Genomic DNA, 15,024 nt, shown 5'->3' on the forward strand with positions numbered 1-15,024 from the left:
CAAGGGGCCACCGCATGACCATCCAACGCATCTCCACCCCCAACCTGCGCGAGACGGCCATCCAGCGCCTGGCCGAGCGTCAGGCGCAGATCGCCGACCTGCAGGAGCAAGTCAACACCGGCAAGAAGATCAACCGGCTCAGCGACGATCCTCTGGCCGCCGCGCAGGCCGAGCGCGCCACCACCCGCGTCGCGCGCGTGGAGACCCAGCAGCGCGCCCTGCAGGCCCAGACGGCCTCGATGACCAGCGTGGAGTCGACGCTGGGCGATTCGGTGACCGCCCTGCAGTCCTTCCGCTCGCTGCTGGTGCAGGCCGGCGGCGGTGCGCTGTCGGCGACCGATCGCCAGTCCATCGCCCAGCAGATGACTGCGCTGCGCGACCAGTTGCTTTCATATGCCAACACCACCAACGCCGACGGCCTGCCGCTCTTCGGCGGCCTGGGCAGCACCGCCCGCCCTTTCACCGATGCGGGCGGCACGGTGAGCTACCAGGGCGTGTCGGGCCAGGCTGCCGCCTCGGACAGTAGCGTGCCCGGCGTGCTCGACGGCTTCGCGACCTGGATGGACGTGCCGACCGGCAACGGCGTGTTCGAGGTGAACCAGGCCGCCGGCACGACCCAGGTGCACACCGACACCGGCCAGGTGCTGGACCCGGGCGCACTCACCGACCATGGCTACCAGGTGAAGTTCTCCGTGGCCACCGACGGAACGGCCACCTACGACGTGGTCGACACCAACAGCCAGCAGGCGGTGGTCTCCGGAGCTGCGTACAAGAGCGGCCAGGCGATCAGCTTCGGCGGCATGTCCTTCACGGCCAGCGGCACGCCTGCCAATGGCGACACGCTGGAGGTCAAGCCCTCGGGCAGCCAGAGCGTCTTTGCGGTCATGGACCAGGCCATCGCCGGCGTGCGCAGCGCGGCCAGCGGCCAGGTCACGCAGGCGGTGTCGCGTGGGCTGGCGCAGGTGGATTCGGGCCTGGCCAAGCTCTCCGCGGCACGCAGCCAGGCCGGCGAGTTGCTCAACCGTGCCGACACCATCGGCGACCGCCTGACCACCCGCAGCGACCAGCTCGAGAAGGTGCGCGCCGACGCCGAGGACTCCGACCCTGTCAAGGTTCTCTCGGATATCAGCAGCCAGCAGACGATGTACTCTGCCGCCCTGGGCACCTATGCCCAGATCCAGAAGCTCTCCCTGTTCAACTACATCAGCTGAGGCCTGTCGTCAGGTCCCATCTCCACCTCTTCATCGTGGCCCAATCCGTTCTCGGCAGTCTGACCCTTTGCTACCAGCTTCTTTGGAATCGCAAGCGCGACATGGCGGGGGTACGACTGCTGGCCTATGAGGATGGGGAGCAGGCAGACGGCGGCCATCTGCTGCGCAGCTTGACCGAGATGTGGATGGCCGAGTCGCCCCGGCTGCTGGTGGCACCGCGCTCGCCCCGGCTGTTGCATGGCGTGCTGGAGCAGGCCGACGGCGATTCGCCGATGGTCGAGGTGCCGGTCGACTGGCTGGCCGACGAGGCCATGGCGCAGGCGGCCACCGAGGCCCGACGCCGCGGCGCCGCATTGATCGCCTCGGCGGGCCCCGGACCGCGGCGCACGGACTTTCCGGGCCGCAGTTCGCCGCGCGTGATGGAGCTGGAGGTCGACCATGCGGCGGCGGCCCTGCAGGCCGTGCTGCGCGCACGCGATGCCGATCCGCGCCACCCCGCACAGCGCGCGGCCGCGCAGGCGCAGCTGGCCGCCAGCCCCATCGAGCCCGAGCAGATCGTGGTGGGTGCCGCCAGCATGGCACTGGTCGAGCATGCCCTGGACCAGCGTGCTGCCTGGGCCGTAGCCGGCTGGCCCATCGAGGACGTGCTCCATCGCAACAAGGGCCAGCCGCTGCCGCCCACGCGCCGCGCGGTGGTCCGCACCATGCAGGCGCTCGAATCCGAGCAGTCGCTCGACCAGCTGGAACTCCAGTTCGGCCAGGAGCCGGCGCTGGCCTATCGCCTGCTGCTGCATCTCAACTCCGCCAGCCTGGGCCTGCGGCGCCGCATCACCTCGCTGCGCCACGGCGTGATGATGCTGGGCTACCGCACGCTCGACGCCTGGCTGGCCGAGCAGTTGCCCCACACCAGCGACGACCGCAACCTGCAGCCTGCCAACGCCAGCATGGTGCTGCGGGCGCACCTGACCTCACAGCTGATGGAGGCGGGGGTGGAAGAGGAACTGCGGCGGGAGGTCTACCTGTGTGGGCTCTTCGCCCAGCTCGACCTGGTGATGGACGAGCCCATGCGCACGGCCGTCGGCCGGGTGGCCCTGCCTGAGCGGGTGGTGGAGGCGGTGCTGCGCGGCACCGGACCCTACGCCAGCGTGCTGCAGGTGGCCCAGGCGTTGGGCCAGGACAATCCGGGGGTGGTACGTGCGACCCGCGCACGCTTCGACATGAGTGCCGAAGAAATCAACCGCTCGCTGCTGCGCACGCTGGCGGTGGCGACAGTCTGAGCGCGGGCGCTGGCGTAGCCCCCCGGACCTGCATTGCGCAGGCGGGCTCGCCAGGCCGCAGGGCCCGGCGAGCAGCGCGCCGGTTTACTTGAGCGCCTTGAAGCGCACCCGCTTGGGCGCCGCGCCTTCCTCACCCAGGCGCTTCTTCTTGTCGGCCTCGTATTCCTGGTAGTTGCCGTCGAAGAACACCCACTGCGAGTCGCCTTCAGCGGCCAGGATGTGGGTGGCGATGCGGTCCAGGAACCAGCGGTCGTGGGAGATGACCAGCACGGTGCCGGCGTACTCCAGCAGCGCGTCTTCCAGGGCGCGCAGGGTTTCCACGTCCAGGTCGTTCGACGGTTCGTCCAGCAGCAGCACGTTGCCGCCCTGGATCAGCGTCTTGGCCAGGTGCAGACGGCCGCGCTCACCGCCGGACAGATTGCCGACCTTCTTCTGCTGGTCCTGTCCGTTGAAGTTGAAGCGGCCGGCATAAGCCCGGCTGGCCATCTGGAACTTGCCGACGTTGATGATGTCCAGGCCGCCCGAGATGTCTTCCCACACGGTCTTCTCGTTGGCCAGCGCGTCGCGCGACTGGTCCACATAGGCCATCTTGACGGTCTGGCCGATCACGACCTCACCGCTGTCGGGCTGCTCGCGGCCGGCGATCAGCTTGAACAGCGTCGATTTACCCGCACCGTTCGGGCCGATGATGCCGACGATGGCACCGGCCGGGATGTTGAAGGACAGGTTGTCGATCAGCACGCGGTCGCCGAAGCTCTTGCTCACGCCCTTGAACTCGATGACCTGGCTGCCCAGGCGGTCGGCCACAGGGATGAAGATTTCCTGTGTCTCGTTGCGGCGCTGGTATTCGTAGTCGCTCAGTTCCTCGAAGCGCTGGATACGGGCCTTGCTCTTGGCTTGGCGGCCCTTGGCGTTCTGGCGCACCCACTCCAGTTCCTTCTTCAGGGCCTTGGCGCGGGCCTCCTCGCCCTTCTGCTCGGCCTCCAGGCGGTTCTGCTTCTGCAGCAGCCATTCGGAATAGTTGCCCTTGTAGGGAATGCCGCGACCGCGGTCCAGCTCGAGAATCCACTCGGCGGCGTTGTCGAGGAAGTAGCGATCGTGGGTGATGGCCACCACGGTGCCGGTGAAGCGCTGCAGGAAGATCTCCAGCCACTCGACGGATTCGGCGTCCAGGTGGTTGGTGGGTTCGTCGAGCAGCAGCATGTCGGGCTTGGACAGCAGCAGCTGGCACAGCGCCACGCGGCGCTTCTCGCCGCCGGAGAGCATGCCCACCTTGGCATCCCAGGGCGGCAGGCGCAGGGCGTCGGCGGCAATCTCGATCTGGTGCTCGCTGTCGGTGCCGGCGGCGGCGATCACCGCCTCCAGCTCGCCCTGCTCGGCGGCCAGGGCGTCGAAGTCGGCATCGGGCTCGGCATAGGCGGCGTAGATCTCTTCGAGGCGCTTCTTGGCGTTGTTGACCTCGCTCATCGCCTCTTCGATGGCCTCGCGCACGGTGTGCTCAGGGTTGAGCTTGGGTTCCTGCTCCAGGTAGCCGATGGACAGGCCGGGCATCGGCAGGGCTTCGCCCTCGATCTCCTTGTCCACGCCGGCCATGATCTTCAGCAGCGAGGACTTGCCCGAGCCGTTGAGGCCGAGCACGCCGATCTTGGCGCCGGGAAAGAACGAGAGGGAGATGTCCTTCAAGATCTGCCGCTTGGGCGGCACGGTCTTGGAGACATGATTCATGGTGTAGACGTACTGGGCCATGGCTTCTTGTCGGTGCGGGGTGGGGAACGCGCTCGGATGAGGGAGGGGCCCGGTGCCGGGCGAGCGCGAAAACCATCGATTATCCCTCCTCGACGCGGCCGACGGGCACGCTGGCCCGGAACTCGTGCCACAATCGGGGCGTTGCCGGGCACAGTCACCCGCAACACGGCTCTTCGCCGGGGACGACGGATTCGCATCCTTCCAGGCTCCCGCCTTACCTCCCTTTCCACCTCGACTGGCCCGGTTCGCGCCCAAGCAGCGCCATCGCGGCGGGTGGACGCAAGAAGAACACCGCGCCGTGCATGGCGCCCGCAAGTAACTACCGAATGAACTTCGACGAACTGAAGCTGGCTCCGGCCATCCTCAAGGCCGTGCGCGAGCAAGGCTACGAATCTCCCACCCCCATCCAGGCCCAGGCCATCCCGGCCGTCCTCGAAGGCCATGACCTTCTCGCCGGTGCGCAGACCGGCACCGGCAAGACCGCCGCCTTCACCCTGCCCATGCTGCACCGCTTGTCCAAGGGCGAGGGCAAGACCAACAAGTTCGGCAAGGACGGCATCGCCGCCCTGGTGCTGACCCCCACGCGCGAACTCGCCGCCCAGGTCGAGGAATCCGTGCGCACCTACGGCAAGTACCTGCCGCTGACCTCCACCGTCATCTTCGGCGGCGTGGGCATGAACCCGCAGATCGAGCGCATCAAGCGCGGCGTGGACATCCTGGTGGCCACGCCCGGCCGCCTGCTCGACCTGCAGCAGCAGGGCCATCTGGACCTGTCCACGGTCGAGATCCTGGTGCTGGACGAAGCCGACCGCATGCTCGACATGGGCTTCATCCACGACGTGAAGAAGGTGCTGGCCCTGGTGCCCAAGGACAAGCAGAGCCTGCTGTTCTCGGCCACCTTCAGCGACGACATCCGCGAGCTGGCCAACAGCCTGCTGCGCAACCCGCAGAGCATCCAGGTCACGCCGCGCAACACCACGGTGCAGCGCATCACGCAGGTGGTCCATCCCGTGGGCCGCGGCAAGAAGAAGCAGCTGCTGGCCCACATCATCCAGCAGCACGACTGGAGCCAGGTGCTGGTGTTCACGCGCACCAAGTTCGGCGCCAACCATGTGGCCGAATTCCTAGAGAAGAACGGCATCACCGCCATGGCGCTGCATGGCAACAAGAGCCAGAGCGCCCGCACGCAGGCGCTGGCCGGCTTCAAGAGCGGCGAGATCCGCGCCCTGGTCGCCACCGACATCGCGGCCCGCGGCATCGACATCGACGACCTGCCGCATGTGGTGAACTACGAGATCCCCAACGTGCCCGAGGACTATGTCCACCGCATCGGCCGCACGGGCCGCGCGGGCAAGGAAGGCCAGGCCGTGAGCCTGGTCTGCCTGGACGAGGAAGGCTTCATGCAGGAGATCGAGCGCTTCACCAAGCAGCAGATCCCCGTCGAGACGCTGGAAGGCTTCGGCCCCGACGAAGGCGAGATTGCCGAGCCCATCGCCATGGGACGCCAGACCCTGTGGGGCGGCGCCGGCAAGCCGCCGAGCCGCGAGGTGATGGCCGCCGCAGCCCGTGCCGCGCGCCAGGAAATGATGACCCGCATCCGCGAGAACAAGGCGGGCCAGGGTGAGCGTGGCGGCCAGAAGAAGGCCGGCGGCCAGGGTCAGGGCCAGGGCAGCCGTGGCCAGCAACCCCAGCAGCAGCGCGCTGGCGGCCAGCCCTCGGGTGGCGGCAATGGCGGCCAGCGCCCGCCGCGGCAGAACAACGGTCCCAAGCGCCACCATGGCGGCGCGGGCGGCCACGGCGGCGGCAATGCCCCGGCGCATGCCCTGTACGAGGACCGTCCGGAGCGCCAGCCCAAGCACTACGGCAACACGACGAGCCCCTCGCATGCCGACGTGGTCGCGCATCGCCGCGCCGAGTCCTACGGCGGGCCGTCGGGCCAGCCCGATCCGCTGCGCACCAGCGTCGAGGCGACCTTCGGCCGTGGCCGTCGCAATGGCGGCGGCGGCGGTGGTGGTGGCAACGGCGGTGGCGGTGGTGGCAATCGCCGCCGTGGCGGCGGTGGCGGTGGCTACTCCGGCGGTGGCGGTGGCGGCTACTCCGGCGGCGGCAAGCGCTACTGATCGAGTCCTGCCTGCACAGGCGAAGAACGAAGCGGCCCATCGGGCCGCTTTTTCTTTGGCTGCTCGATTGACGCGGCCAAGCCGTTTGCATAGCATGATATGGAAATAGCCATGATGGAGACCGCATGATCGAGGACGTCGTCAAGGAGCTGGGCCACCTGACGCTCGGCACCCGCCTGAAGCGAACCGGCGAGTTGCTGCAGGCGCAGACGCAGGCCGTTCTCGCCAGCTACGGTTTCGAACAGCCGGCCGCGCACTTCCCGCTGCTGGCGGCGCTGGACCGGTTGGGCGCCTTGAGCGTCGGCGAGTTGAGCCAGGCCGTGGGCGTGAGCCAGCCCGTGGTCACCCGATCGCTCAAGGGGCTGGAGGACGAAGGCCTCGTGCAGTCGGAGACGGGCGACGAAGACCGCCGCGTGCGCCGCGTGACCTTGAGCCGCAAGGGCAGAAGCCTGGTGCAGCGTGCCCGGCGCGAAGCCTGGCCGGCCATCGAGTCCGCTGTCGCGCAGGCCTGCGCCCGAAGCCGGGGCGATCTGCTCTCGCAGCTCGCCGCACTCGAAGACGCGCTGGCCACCACCCCTCTGTTGCAGCGCATCCAGGAGTCCTGACCATGTCCGCACTCGACCGGCCCGTCTGGGCCAGCCTGCAGCATCAGCCGCATTGGGCACTCGGGGGTGAGCACGCCCGGCGCTTCGTGCCCGATCTCCACGGCTTTGCCGCCACGGTGGATGAAAGTGCGGCCAGCCTCGACGCACTCGCCGGCCTTCTCGGCGCCGCCAGCGACAGCGTGTATCTGCTGCAGGTGCCGGCCATCGCCGTTCCTCCGGGCCTTGAAGTCGTGAAAGCAGCCGCAGGCGTGCAGATGGTGGCCACACGCCGCCTCCACGCCGATGACAACGTGGTGGTGCTGGGCGATGCGGATGTTGACGAGATGCTGGCCCTGGCCCGGCTCACCGAGCCCGGCCCTTTCTTCGCCCGCACGCACACGCTGGGGCGCTTCATTGGCGTGCGCATCGGCGGCCGTCTGGCCGCGATGGCAGGCGAGCGCATGCGCTTTCCCGGGCATGTCGAGATCAGCGGCGTCTGCACGCATCCGGACTTCCGTGGACAGGGTCTGGCGCGCCGACTGTCGGCCGCCGTGGCAGCCGACATCCAGCAGCGCGGCGACCTGCCCTTCCTGCATGCGTGGACGACGAACACCGCCGCGATCTCGCTGTACGAGGACCTCGGCTTCGTCGCGCGCACGCCGGTCCATGTCGCGGTGCTTCGGCGAAAGCCGTCCTGAGACCTTGCACGCGCGGTCGAGACGATCGACCTCCGCACAGAAAGGCATTCCCCGGCGACCCGGGGCGCATCCTTAGGCCAGCCTTAAGAGGCCCACCAGAAGGCCCCGTCCGACTGGCTTCGCCCGCGCCATCGGCCTAGAGTGGCTTCACGCTGCACACCGACACCGGCGGTCGTTCCTCCTCCGTGCCAGGCGCAACGCTTGCACAACCCAAGGAGAACACACCATGACCTGGACCCGCGAGCAGATCCACGTGACCACCGCCAGCTACCTCGGCTGGACCCTGGACGCCTTCGACTTCTTCCTGATGGTCTTCATCCTGAAGGACATCGCCGCCGAGTTCCACGCGCCGCTGCCCTCCGTGGCGCTCGCCATCACGCTCACGCTGGCCATGCGGCCGGTGGGCGCGCTGATCTTCGGGCGCCTGGCCGATCGCTTCGGTCGCCGGCCGACCATGATGGCCAACATCCTCTGCTATGCGGTGCTGGAGCTGCTGTCGGGCTTCTCGCCCAGCCTGGCGACGCTGATCGTGCTGCGCGCGCTGTTCGGCATCGCCATGGGCGGCGAATGGGGCGTGGGCTCGGCGCTGACCATGGAGACGGTGCCGGCGCGCTCGCGCGGCTTCGTCTCGGGGCTGCTGCAGGCGGGCTATCCCACCGGCTTCCTGCTGGCCTCGCTGGTGTTCGGCCTGTTCTATTCGCACATCGGCTGGCGCGGCATGTTCTTCGTCGGCATCCTGCCCGCGCTGCTGGTCATCTACGTGCGTTCGCATGTGCCCGAATCGCCCGCATGGAAGCAGATGGCCAGCCAGCCGCGGCCGAGTCGGTTGGCGGGCCTGCGCCAGCAGTGGAAGCTCGCGCTCTACGCCGTGGTGCTGATGACCGCCTTCAACTTCTTCTCGCACGGCACGCAGGACCTGTACCCCACCTTCCTGCGCGTGCAGCACGGCTTCGACGCGCACACCGTGTCGCTCGTGACCATCGTGCTGAACATCGGCGCCATCGTGGGTGGACTGGCCTGCGGCACGCTGTCGGAGCGCATCGGCCGCCGGTGGACCATCTTCGGCGCCGCCCTCTTCGCGCTCCCCGTGCTGCCGCTGTGGGCCTATTCGCACTCGGCGGCCGCGCTGGCCGCGGGCGCCTTCCTGATGCAGCTGAGCGTACAGGGCGCCTGGGGCGTGATCCCGGTGCACCTCAACGAGATCTCGCCGCCCGCACTGCGCGCCACCTTCCCGGGCCTGGTCTACCAACTGGGCAACCTGCTGGCTTCTGTCAACGCGACGATGCAGGCATCGCTCGCGACCTCACGCGGCAACGACTATGCGTTTGCAATGGCGGTGGTGGCGGGCACGGTCGCGGTGGTCATCGCCGGCCTGATCCTGTTCAGCCGCGAACACCGCGGCGTGGACATGGGCGTGCAGGCGCCCCTCGCTCCGGCCAGCGGCGGTGGCGTGCATCCCGCCCTCGCCCACCGCTGACGACTGCGCGGCGGATGGCGGTCAGCACTCGACCACGTTCACCGCCAGGCCGCCCAGCGAGGTTTCCTTGTAGGTGGACTTCATGTCCTCGCCCGTCTGCTTCATGGTGCGGATGACGGTGTCGAGCGACACGCAGTGCTGCCCATCGCCACACAGGGCCATGCGCGCCGCGTTGATGGCCTTGACCGCCCCCATGGCGTTGCGCTCCACGCAGGGGATCTGCACCCGGCCGCCCACCGGGTCGCAGGTGAGGCCCAGGTTGTGTTCCATGCCGATCTCGGCCGCGTTCTCCACCTGCTGAGGCGTGCCGCCCTGGACCGCGGCCAGTGCGCCGGCGGCCATCGAGCAGGCGACGCCCACTTCGCCCTGGCAGCCGACCTCGGCCCCGGAGATCGAGGCATTGGTCTTGTAGAGCATGCCGATGGCTGCGGCGGTGAGCAGGAAGTCGATGACGCCCTGCTCCGTCGCCCGCGGCACGAAGCGCCAATAGTAGTGCAGGACGGCGGGCACGATGCCGGCCGCTCCGTTGGTGGGCGCCGTCACCACGCGGCCACCCGCGGCGTTCTCTTCGTTGACGGCCATGGCGAAGGCATTGACCCAGTCGATGGCGGCCAGCGGATCCTGGTCGCCCTGCTCCTGCATGAGACGCCGGTAGAGCGCCGGCGCCCGGCGGCGCAGCCGCAGCGGCCCAGGCAGCGGCTGGCCCGCCGCCTCGTGACCGACGCCCAGTCCCCGGGCCACGCAGTCCTGCATCACGCGCCAGATGTGCAGGAGCCCCTGGCGCACCTCGGCCTCCGGCCGCCAGGCACATTCGTTGGCCATGACCAGGGCGGCGATGCTCTGCGGCCTTGCCTGCCCCAGCAGTTGCTCCGCGCTGGCGAAGGGATGCGGCACGGGCGCCAGCACGTCCGCGGCCGGACCATCGGCCCCAGCCTCGACCACGAAGCCGCCGCCGACCGAAAAGTAGTGCGCCTCCCGCAACAGCCCGCCCTGGGCGTCGAAGGCCGCGAGACGCAGGGCATTGGGATGCTCGGGCAGCGACCGCTCGCCCAGGAAGACGATGTCCTGCAAGGCGTCGAAGCGGATCGGCCGCAGCCCAAGCACGGGCAGCAGGCCGTCGCGCCGCACTGCGGCCAGGCGCGGGGCGACCTGTTGGGGCTCCACCGTATCGGGCGCCTCACCCATCAGGCCGAGCATGACGCCGATGTCGGTGTCGTGCCCCCGGCCGGTGGCACCGAGCGAGCCATAGAGATCGACCTGCAGCCGCGCCAGCGTATTCAGCAGCCCGGCGGCCTGCAGCCCGCGCGCGAACAGAAGCGCCGCACGCATGGGCCCGACGGTGTGCGAGCTGGAGGGACCGATCCCGATCTTGAAGATGTCGAAGACGGAAAGCATCGGCCGATCATGCCGCGGGCAATTGCTGCTGCACCAGGGCAACCCAGTAGGCGGCCCCCAAAGGTAGGACTTTGTCGTTGAAATCGTAATAAGGGTTGTGCACGGGCGGGTCGTCGGCGCCCTCGCCCGCGCCGATCCCGATGTAGGCGCCGGGTCGCTTCTGCAGCATGAAGGCGAAGTCCTCCGAGCCCATTGCCGGCGCAATGTCCGTGTGCACCTGCCCCTCACCGACCAGGCTGGCCGCAGCGGCGATGGCCGCCTGCGTCTCGGCCGGCGTGTTGACCACGCCCGGATAGCCGCGCATGTACTTCAGCGACGCCGTCGCGCCGTGCGTGCGGGCGACGCCTTCGCAGATCTGGCGCATGGCGGCCTCTGTGCGGTCCTGCACGGCCGCGTCCAGCGTGCGAACGGTACCGCGCAGCACGACCTCTTCGGGAATCACGTTCCAGGTGTCGCCACCGTGGATCTGCGTGACGCTGACCACGGCCGACTGCGTCGCCGCGGTGCGACGGCTGACGATGGTCTGCAGGGCGTTGATCAGCTGGGCAGCCACGACCACCGAGTCGATGCCGGTTTCGGGCATGGCGCCGTGGCTGCCCTTGCCGGTGACCACGATCTCGAAGGTGTCGAGAAAGGCTGTCATGGTGCCGGTACGGATGGCGAAGTGCCCACGCGGCAGCTGCGGGAAGTTGTGCATGCCGTAGACCGCGTCGGCCGGGAACTGGTCGAACAACCCTTCTTCCACCATCACGCGGCCGCCGCCCTCGTTCTCCTCCCCTGGCTGAAAGACGAAGTGCACCGTGCCCCGGAACGGCTTGTGCCGCGCCAGATGGGCCGCCGCCCCGAGGAGCATGGCAGTGTGGCCATCGTGGCCGCAGGCGTGCATCTTGCCGTTGCAGCGCGAGGCATGCGGCTGGCGGCCCAGCTCCTGCATGTTGAGCGCGTCCAGGTCGGCACGCAGCGCGATGCTGGGGCCCTCGCCATTTCTGAGCGTGGCGACCACGCCGGTCACGGCCAGGCCCCGGTGCACCGGCAGGCCCATCAGCGTCAGCGCCTGCGCCACCACGTTGGCGGTACGGTGCTCCTCGAAGGCGGTCTCGGGATTGGCATGGATGTCGCGGCGCCAGGCAACCATGCTCTGGCGGATGTCGTCGGCGATCTCGGGGTCTCGGTACATGGTGGGGAGGTGGTTCAGTGGAAGAACTCGGCGATCAGCGTCGCGCCGAGGAAGGTGCCGGCCGTCGCCATCAGCGACACCACCACGATGCGCCAGCCCAGTTGGCGGAACAGCGGCAGGTCCTTGGCGACCGAGAAGCCGGCCATGGCCAGCACGGGCGTGGTGAAGGCCAGGAAGTTGAGCTTGCCGGTCAATGCCAGCACGGTGTCGGAAAAGGGAAAGAGGCCCGGCACGCCGATCGCCGTGGCCAGCACCGACAACGCCAGCACCATCGGCAGCCGCGGCATCACGCGCTTGAGCGCCTCGACGACGGCGACGATCAGCACCACCACCAGCATGCCCTCCAGCGACGTCAGCATCGGCACCTTGTACGACAGCAGGTTGCCCACCGTCACGCCGCCGGTCATCACCACCCAGGCCAGGGCAGTGTCGCGCAGGCCAAGGGCGCCGTGGGCGGGCATGGCGGCTTGCGCCGCACCTGCTTGCGCTTCGGCGGCCGGGCGGCGACCGCGCACCGTCACACGGCCGAGCAGCGGCTCGAGCCGCCCATAGAGCCAGGAACAGGCGGGCAGCGACAGGAAGAGCGTGAAGTAGAAGCCCACCACCGAGGTCAGCAGGTTCGAAGCGGCTGCAATGGCGGTGAGCTGGGGCACCAGGTCGGCCGGCTGCTGCGCGGTGATCGCGCCCAGCGCTGCTGCCATCAGGCTGCCCGAACCCACACCCGCGCCCATGGCCAGCGAGCGCGGATCGAAGATGTGCAGGCTGGCGATGAACCCCGCCAGCACTGCGATGAACAGTGCACCGAGCACGGTGCCGGTGATGTATTCGGCCAGAACGCCCCGACCCTCGGGTGAGGCCATGCCGTATTTCTCTCCGATGATGACCAGGTTGCCTTCGCGGCCCACCGAGAAGGTGGCGCCCACGGCTTCGCGCTTGATGCCCAGCAGCAGCGCCAACGGCAATCCCAGTACGAGGGTGCCGAAGGCATGACCGAATTCCTGGAAGAACAAGGCCCAGCCGGCCTGCCGCACCATCGGCAGCGCCGCGCCCACGGTCAGCCCCAGCTTGACGACGAAGAGCAGCAGGCCGGCGTTCAGGAGTCCGCTGGCCAGCCCCTGCAGGCCGCGATCCACACGCAGCATCCGGGGCAGTCGGGCCTGCGCAATGCCCAGCCCCGCGGCGATGAGCAGCGCCCACAGCATGGGCAGCAACACCACCTTGCCCGGCCCCAGCTTGAACTGCGCCGCACCGATCCACTCGGCCGCGGCCACGACGGCCAGGATGACGACCACCAGGCGGAGCTTGCCGCTCGCAGTGGGCATGGAGATGGCGGCCGGTATGGCCGTGGAAGGTGGCATGGCTGGATTCATCGGCTTCGGCTCCCTCGCCAGGGTCGGATATGGGTTGAAGAAAACACCGCTCCCCCAGCGGCGGCCGCCAGTCTCCGCAGTTGCCGCCGTTGCATCAATGACCGGCGAATGGGATATTCGTTGCATGGAATGCAACACTCACAGGAGGCTCCGATGCTGAACGCCATGGACGACCGCCTGGACGCCCGGCGCATGCGCTACTTCATGCAGGTGCTCGACAGCGGCTCGGTGCGCGGTGCGGCCGAAGTGCTGGGCATGGACCCGTCCGCCGTCAGCCGCGCCATCGGCGTGCTGGAGGAGGAATGCGGCACCCGCCTGCTCGAGCGGCGCGGCCGCGGCGTCGTGCCCACCGACGCAGGCGAGCTTCTGGCCACCTACGTGCGCCGTCAGCACACCCAGAAGCAGCAACTGCTGGCCCAGCTCGACGACATCCAGAAGGTCGAGCGCGGCCACATCGACATCGTGGCCGGCGAAGGCTTCGTCGACTGGCTCATGCGCCACAGCCTGCAGCGCTTCCTGGCGGCCCACCCCGGCATCACGGTGGACCTGTCGGTGGGCAGTACCGACGCCGTCGTGCGCGAGATCGTGGAGGAGCGGGCCCACATCGGCATGCTCTTCCAGCCGCCGCGCGACGAGCGGCTGCGCTCGCACCATTCGCACCCGGAGCCGATCCTCACGCTGGTGCTGCAGACCCATCCGCTCGCGCAGCTCGGCCGGCCGCTGCGGCTCGCCGATCTGCTGCCCTACCGCGGCGCCACGCTGCATCGCGACTTCGGTGTGCGCCAGCACATCGAGGCCACCGAGATCAGCGAAGGCGTGCGCCTGCCCACGCAGCTGAGCACCACCTCGTTCCATGCGCTGGGCCAGTTCGTGATGGCGGGACTGGGCTACGCGCTGTCGGCTCGCCTGCCGGTGCCCGCGGCGCCAGATGGCAGCCGCATGGTGGCCCTGCCGATGCGCAATCCACTGCTGTCGCAGGGCCGGGTGCATGTGGTGTCACGCCACGGACGCGTGCTGCCGCCGGCGGCATCGCTCCTGCTGCGGATGATCCTGGAGGACTTTCGCCCGTCCGCCATCAACGCGGTGGGCGTGGCGATCCCTCCGGGCTGAGTCGGGACGGCAGCGCGCAGAGCGCATCCGGCCGCCCCGCCACAATGCGCACGGGCCGCGCGGCCCGTCTTCCCGCCCCAATTCCCCTCTTCAGATGACCCACGACGCCACCACCGACTTCCACAGCCCCACCGTGCGCCAGTTGCGCGCCGACCTCGCCCTGGCCCTGCGTGCCGCGGCGCACCACGGCCTGGGCGAAGGCGTCTGCAACCACTTCAGCGTGATGCTGCCCGGCGAGCCGGCGCGCTATCTCATCAATCCGCGCGGCCTTCACTGGAGCGAAGTGGGGCCGGACGACATCGTGATGATCGACGTGCAAGGGCAGGTGCTGGCGGGTCGCCATCGCGTCGAGCCCACGGCGCTGTTCATCCACGGCGCCATCCATCGGCTGACCGGCCATGCGGTGGTCATGCATGTGCACGCGCCCTACGCCACGGCCCTCACGCTCACGGCCGACCGCGCGCTCGACCCCACGCTGAGCCAGAACGCGATGCGCTACATGGACCGCATTGCCATCGACCCGCACTACAACGGCCTGGCGCTTGACGATGCCGAAGGCGAGCGGATCGCCCGCACCATGGCCGCCGACCAGGGCAAGGACGTCGCCTTCCTGGCCAACCATGGCGTGATCGTGGCGGGTGCCACCGTCGCCCATGCCTACGACGACCTCTACTACCTGGAGCGCGCCTGCCTGCACCAGGTGCTGGCACAGAGCACAGGTCGCCCCCTGGCGCCCGTGCCTGCAGAAATCGCCAGGCGCGTGGCTGCCCAGGTGCAGGGGGAAAGGGAACAGTCGGACCTGTTCTTCGAGGCGCTGCGCCGCATGCTTGCGGCACCCGCGACCGTCACACCCTGAAAC

The 15,024-nt window shown here is 69.0% G+C and carries 12 protein-coding genes; 8 read left to right on the forward strand and 4 right to left on the reverse strand.

Going from position 1 to position 15,024, the window contains the following annotated elements; translation table 11 throughout:
* The first annotated feature begins 14 nt into the window (after positions 1-14).
* Together flgL and DFR41_RS22945 are read left to right on the forward strand one after the other, a co-directional pair.
* Complete coding sequence (flgL, locus tag DFR41_RS22940; RefSeq protein WP_114804419.1) at positions 15-1,211, forward strand: flagellar hook-associated protein FlgL; 1,197 nt, start codon at positions 15-17, stop codon at positions 1,209-1,211.
* 101 nt (positions 1,212-1,312) lie between these two features.
* Positions 1,313-2,488 (forward strand): HDOD domain-containing protein, encoded by a 1,176-nt coding sequence (locus DFR41_RS22945; protein WP_114804420.1) that lies wholly within the window; start codon positions 1,313-1,315, stop codon positions 2,486-2,488.
* An 84-nt stretch (positions 2,489-2,572) separates the two neighbouring features.
* Here the strand turns inward: DFR41_RS22945 and ettA are convergent, their stop codons facing one another.
* Positions 2,573-4,234 carry an energy-dependent translational throttle protein EttA gene (ettA, locus tag DFR41_RS22950; protein WP_017758469.1) on the reverse strand — a complete coding sequence of 554 codons (1,662 nt, stop codon included), beginning with the start codon at positions 4,232-4,234 and terminating at the stop codon, positions 2,573-2,575.
* Between the two features lie 326 nt (positions 4,235-4,560).
* Here ettA and DFR41_RS22955 point away from each other — a divergent pair, with 326 nt between their 5' ends.
* The 4 genes from DFR41_RS22955 to DFR41_RS22970 all read left to right on the forward strand — a co-directional run bounded on the left by DFR41_RS22955 (position 4,561) and on the right by DFR41_RS22970 (position 9,113).
* Positions 4,561-6,354, forward strand: coding sequence for a DEAD/DEAH box helicase (locus DFR41_RS22955; RefSeq protein WP_114804421.1), 1,794 nt, complete (start codon positions 4,561-4,563; stop codon positions 6,352-6,354).
* 125 nt (positions 6,355-6,479) lie between these two features.
* Positions 6,480-6,959, forward strand: a complete 480-nt coding sequence (locus DFR41_RS27900; protein WP_114804422.1) for a MarR family winged helix-turn-helix transcriptional regulator — start codon at positions 6,480-6,482, stop codon at positions 6,957-6,959.
* 2 nt (positions 6,960-6,961) lie between these two features.
* The gene (locus DFR41_RS22965; RefSeq protein ID WP_114804423.1) at positions 6,962-7,636 is read left to right on the forward strand and encodes a GNAT family N-acetyltransferase; all 675 of its coding nucleotides are present in this window, start codon (positions 6,962-6,964) and stop codon (positions 7,634-7,636) included.
* 226 nt (positions 7,637-7,862) lie between these two features.
* A complete protein-coding gene (locus DFR41_RS22970; RefSeq protein WP_114804424.1) occupies positions 7,863-9,113 on the forward strand; it encodes an MFS transporter in 1,251 nt (416 codons plus the stop codon).
* 21 nt (positions 9,114-9,134) lie between these two features.
* Here DFR41_RS22970 and DFR41_RS22975 read toward each other — a convergent pair whose 3' ends face one another.
* From DFR41_RS22975 to DFR41_RS22985, 3 genes are read right to left on the reverse strand one after another with little or no spacing between them, the layout of a single operon-like run.
* Positions 9,135-10,508 (reverse strand): L-serine ammonia-lyase, encoded by a 1,374-nt coding sequence (locus DFR41_RS22975; RefSeq protein WP_114804425.1) that lies wholly within the window; start codon positions 10,506-10,508, stop codon positions 9,135-9,137.
* A 7-nt stretch (positions 10,509-10,515) separates the two neighbouring features.
* Complete coding sequence (locus tag DFR41_RS22980) at positions 10,516-11,685, reverse strand: M20 aminoacylase family protein (protein ID WP_017758108.1); 1,170 nt, start codon at positions 11,683-11,685, stop codon at positions 10,516-10,518.
* Positions 11,686-11,699: 14 nt separating this feature from the next.
* Positions 11,700-13,043 carry a DUF3100 domain-containing protein gene (locus tag DFR41_RS22985; protein WP_017758109.1) on the reverse strand — a complete coding sequence of 448 codons (1,344 nt, stop codon included), beginning with the start codon at positions 13,041-13,043 and terminating at the stop codon, positions 11,700-11,702.
* A gap of 177 nt (positions 13,044-13,220) precedes the next feature.
* On the opposite strand from DFR41_RS22985, the gene DFR41_RS22990 reads away from it, so the two are divergent.
* Positions 13,221-14,165, forward strand: coding sequence for a LysR family transcriptional regulator (locus DFR41_RS22990; RefSeq protein ID WP_052383676.1), 945 nt, complete (start codon positions 13,221-13,223; stop codon positions 14,163-14,165).
* A 94-nt stretch (positions 14,166-14,259) separates the two neighbouring features.
* The gene (locus tag DFR41_RS22995) at positions 14,260-15,021 is read left to right on the forward strand and encodes an aldolase (protein ID WP_017758111.1); all 762 of its coding nucleotides are present in this window, start codon (positions 14,260-14,262) and stop codon (positions 15,019-15,021) included.
* Positions 15,022-15,024 lie beyond the last annotated feature (3 nt).

It is taken from the genome of Pseudacidovorax intermedius (assembly GCF_003350475.1).
GTDB classification, from domain to species: domain Bacteria; phylum Pseudomonadota; class Gammaproteobacteria; order Burkholderiales; family Burkholderiaceae_C; genus Xenophilus; species Xenophilus intermedius.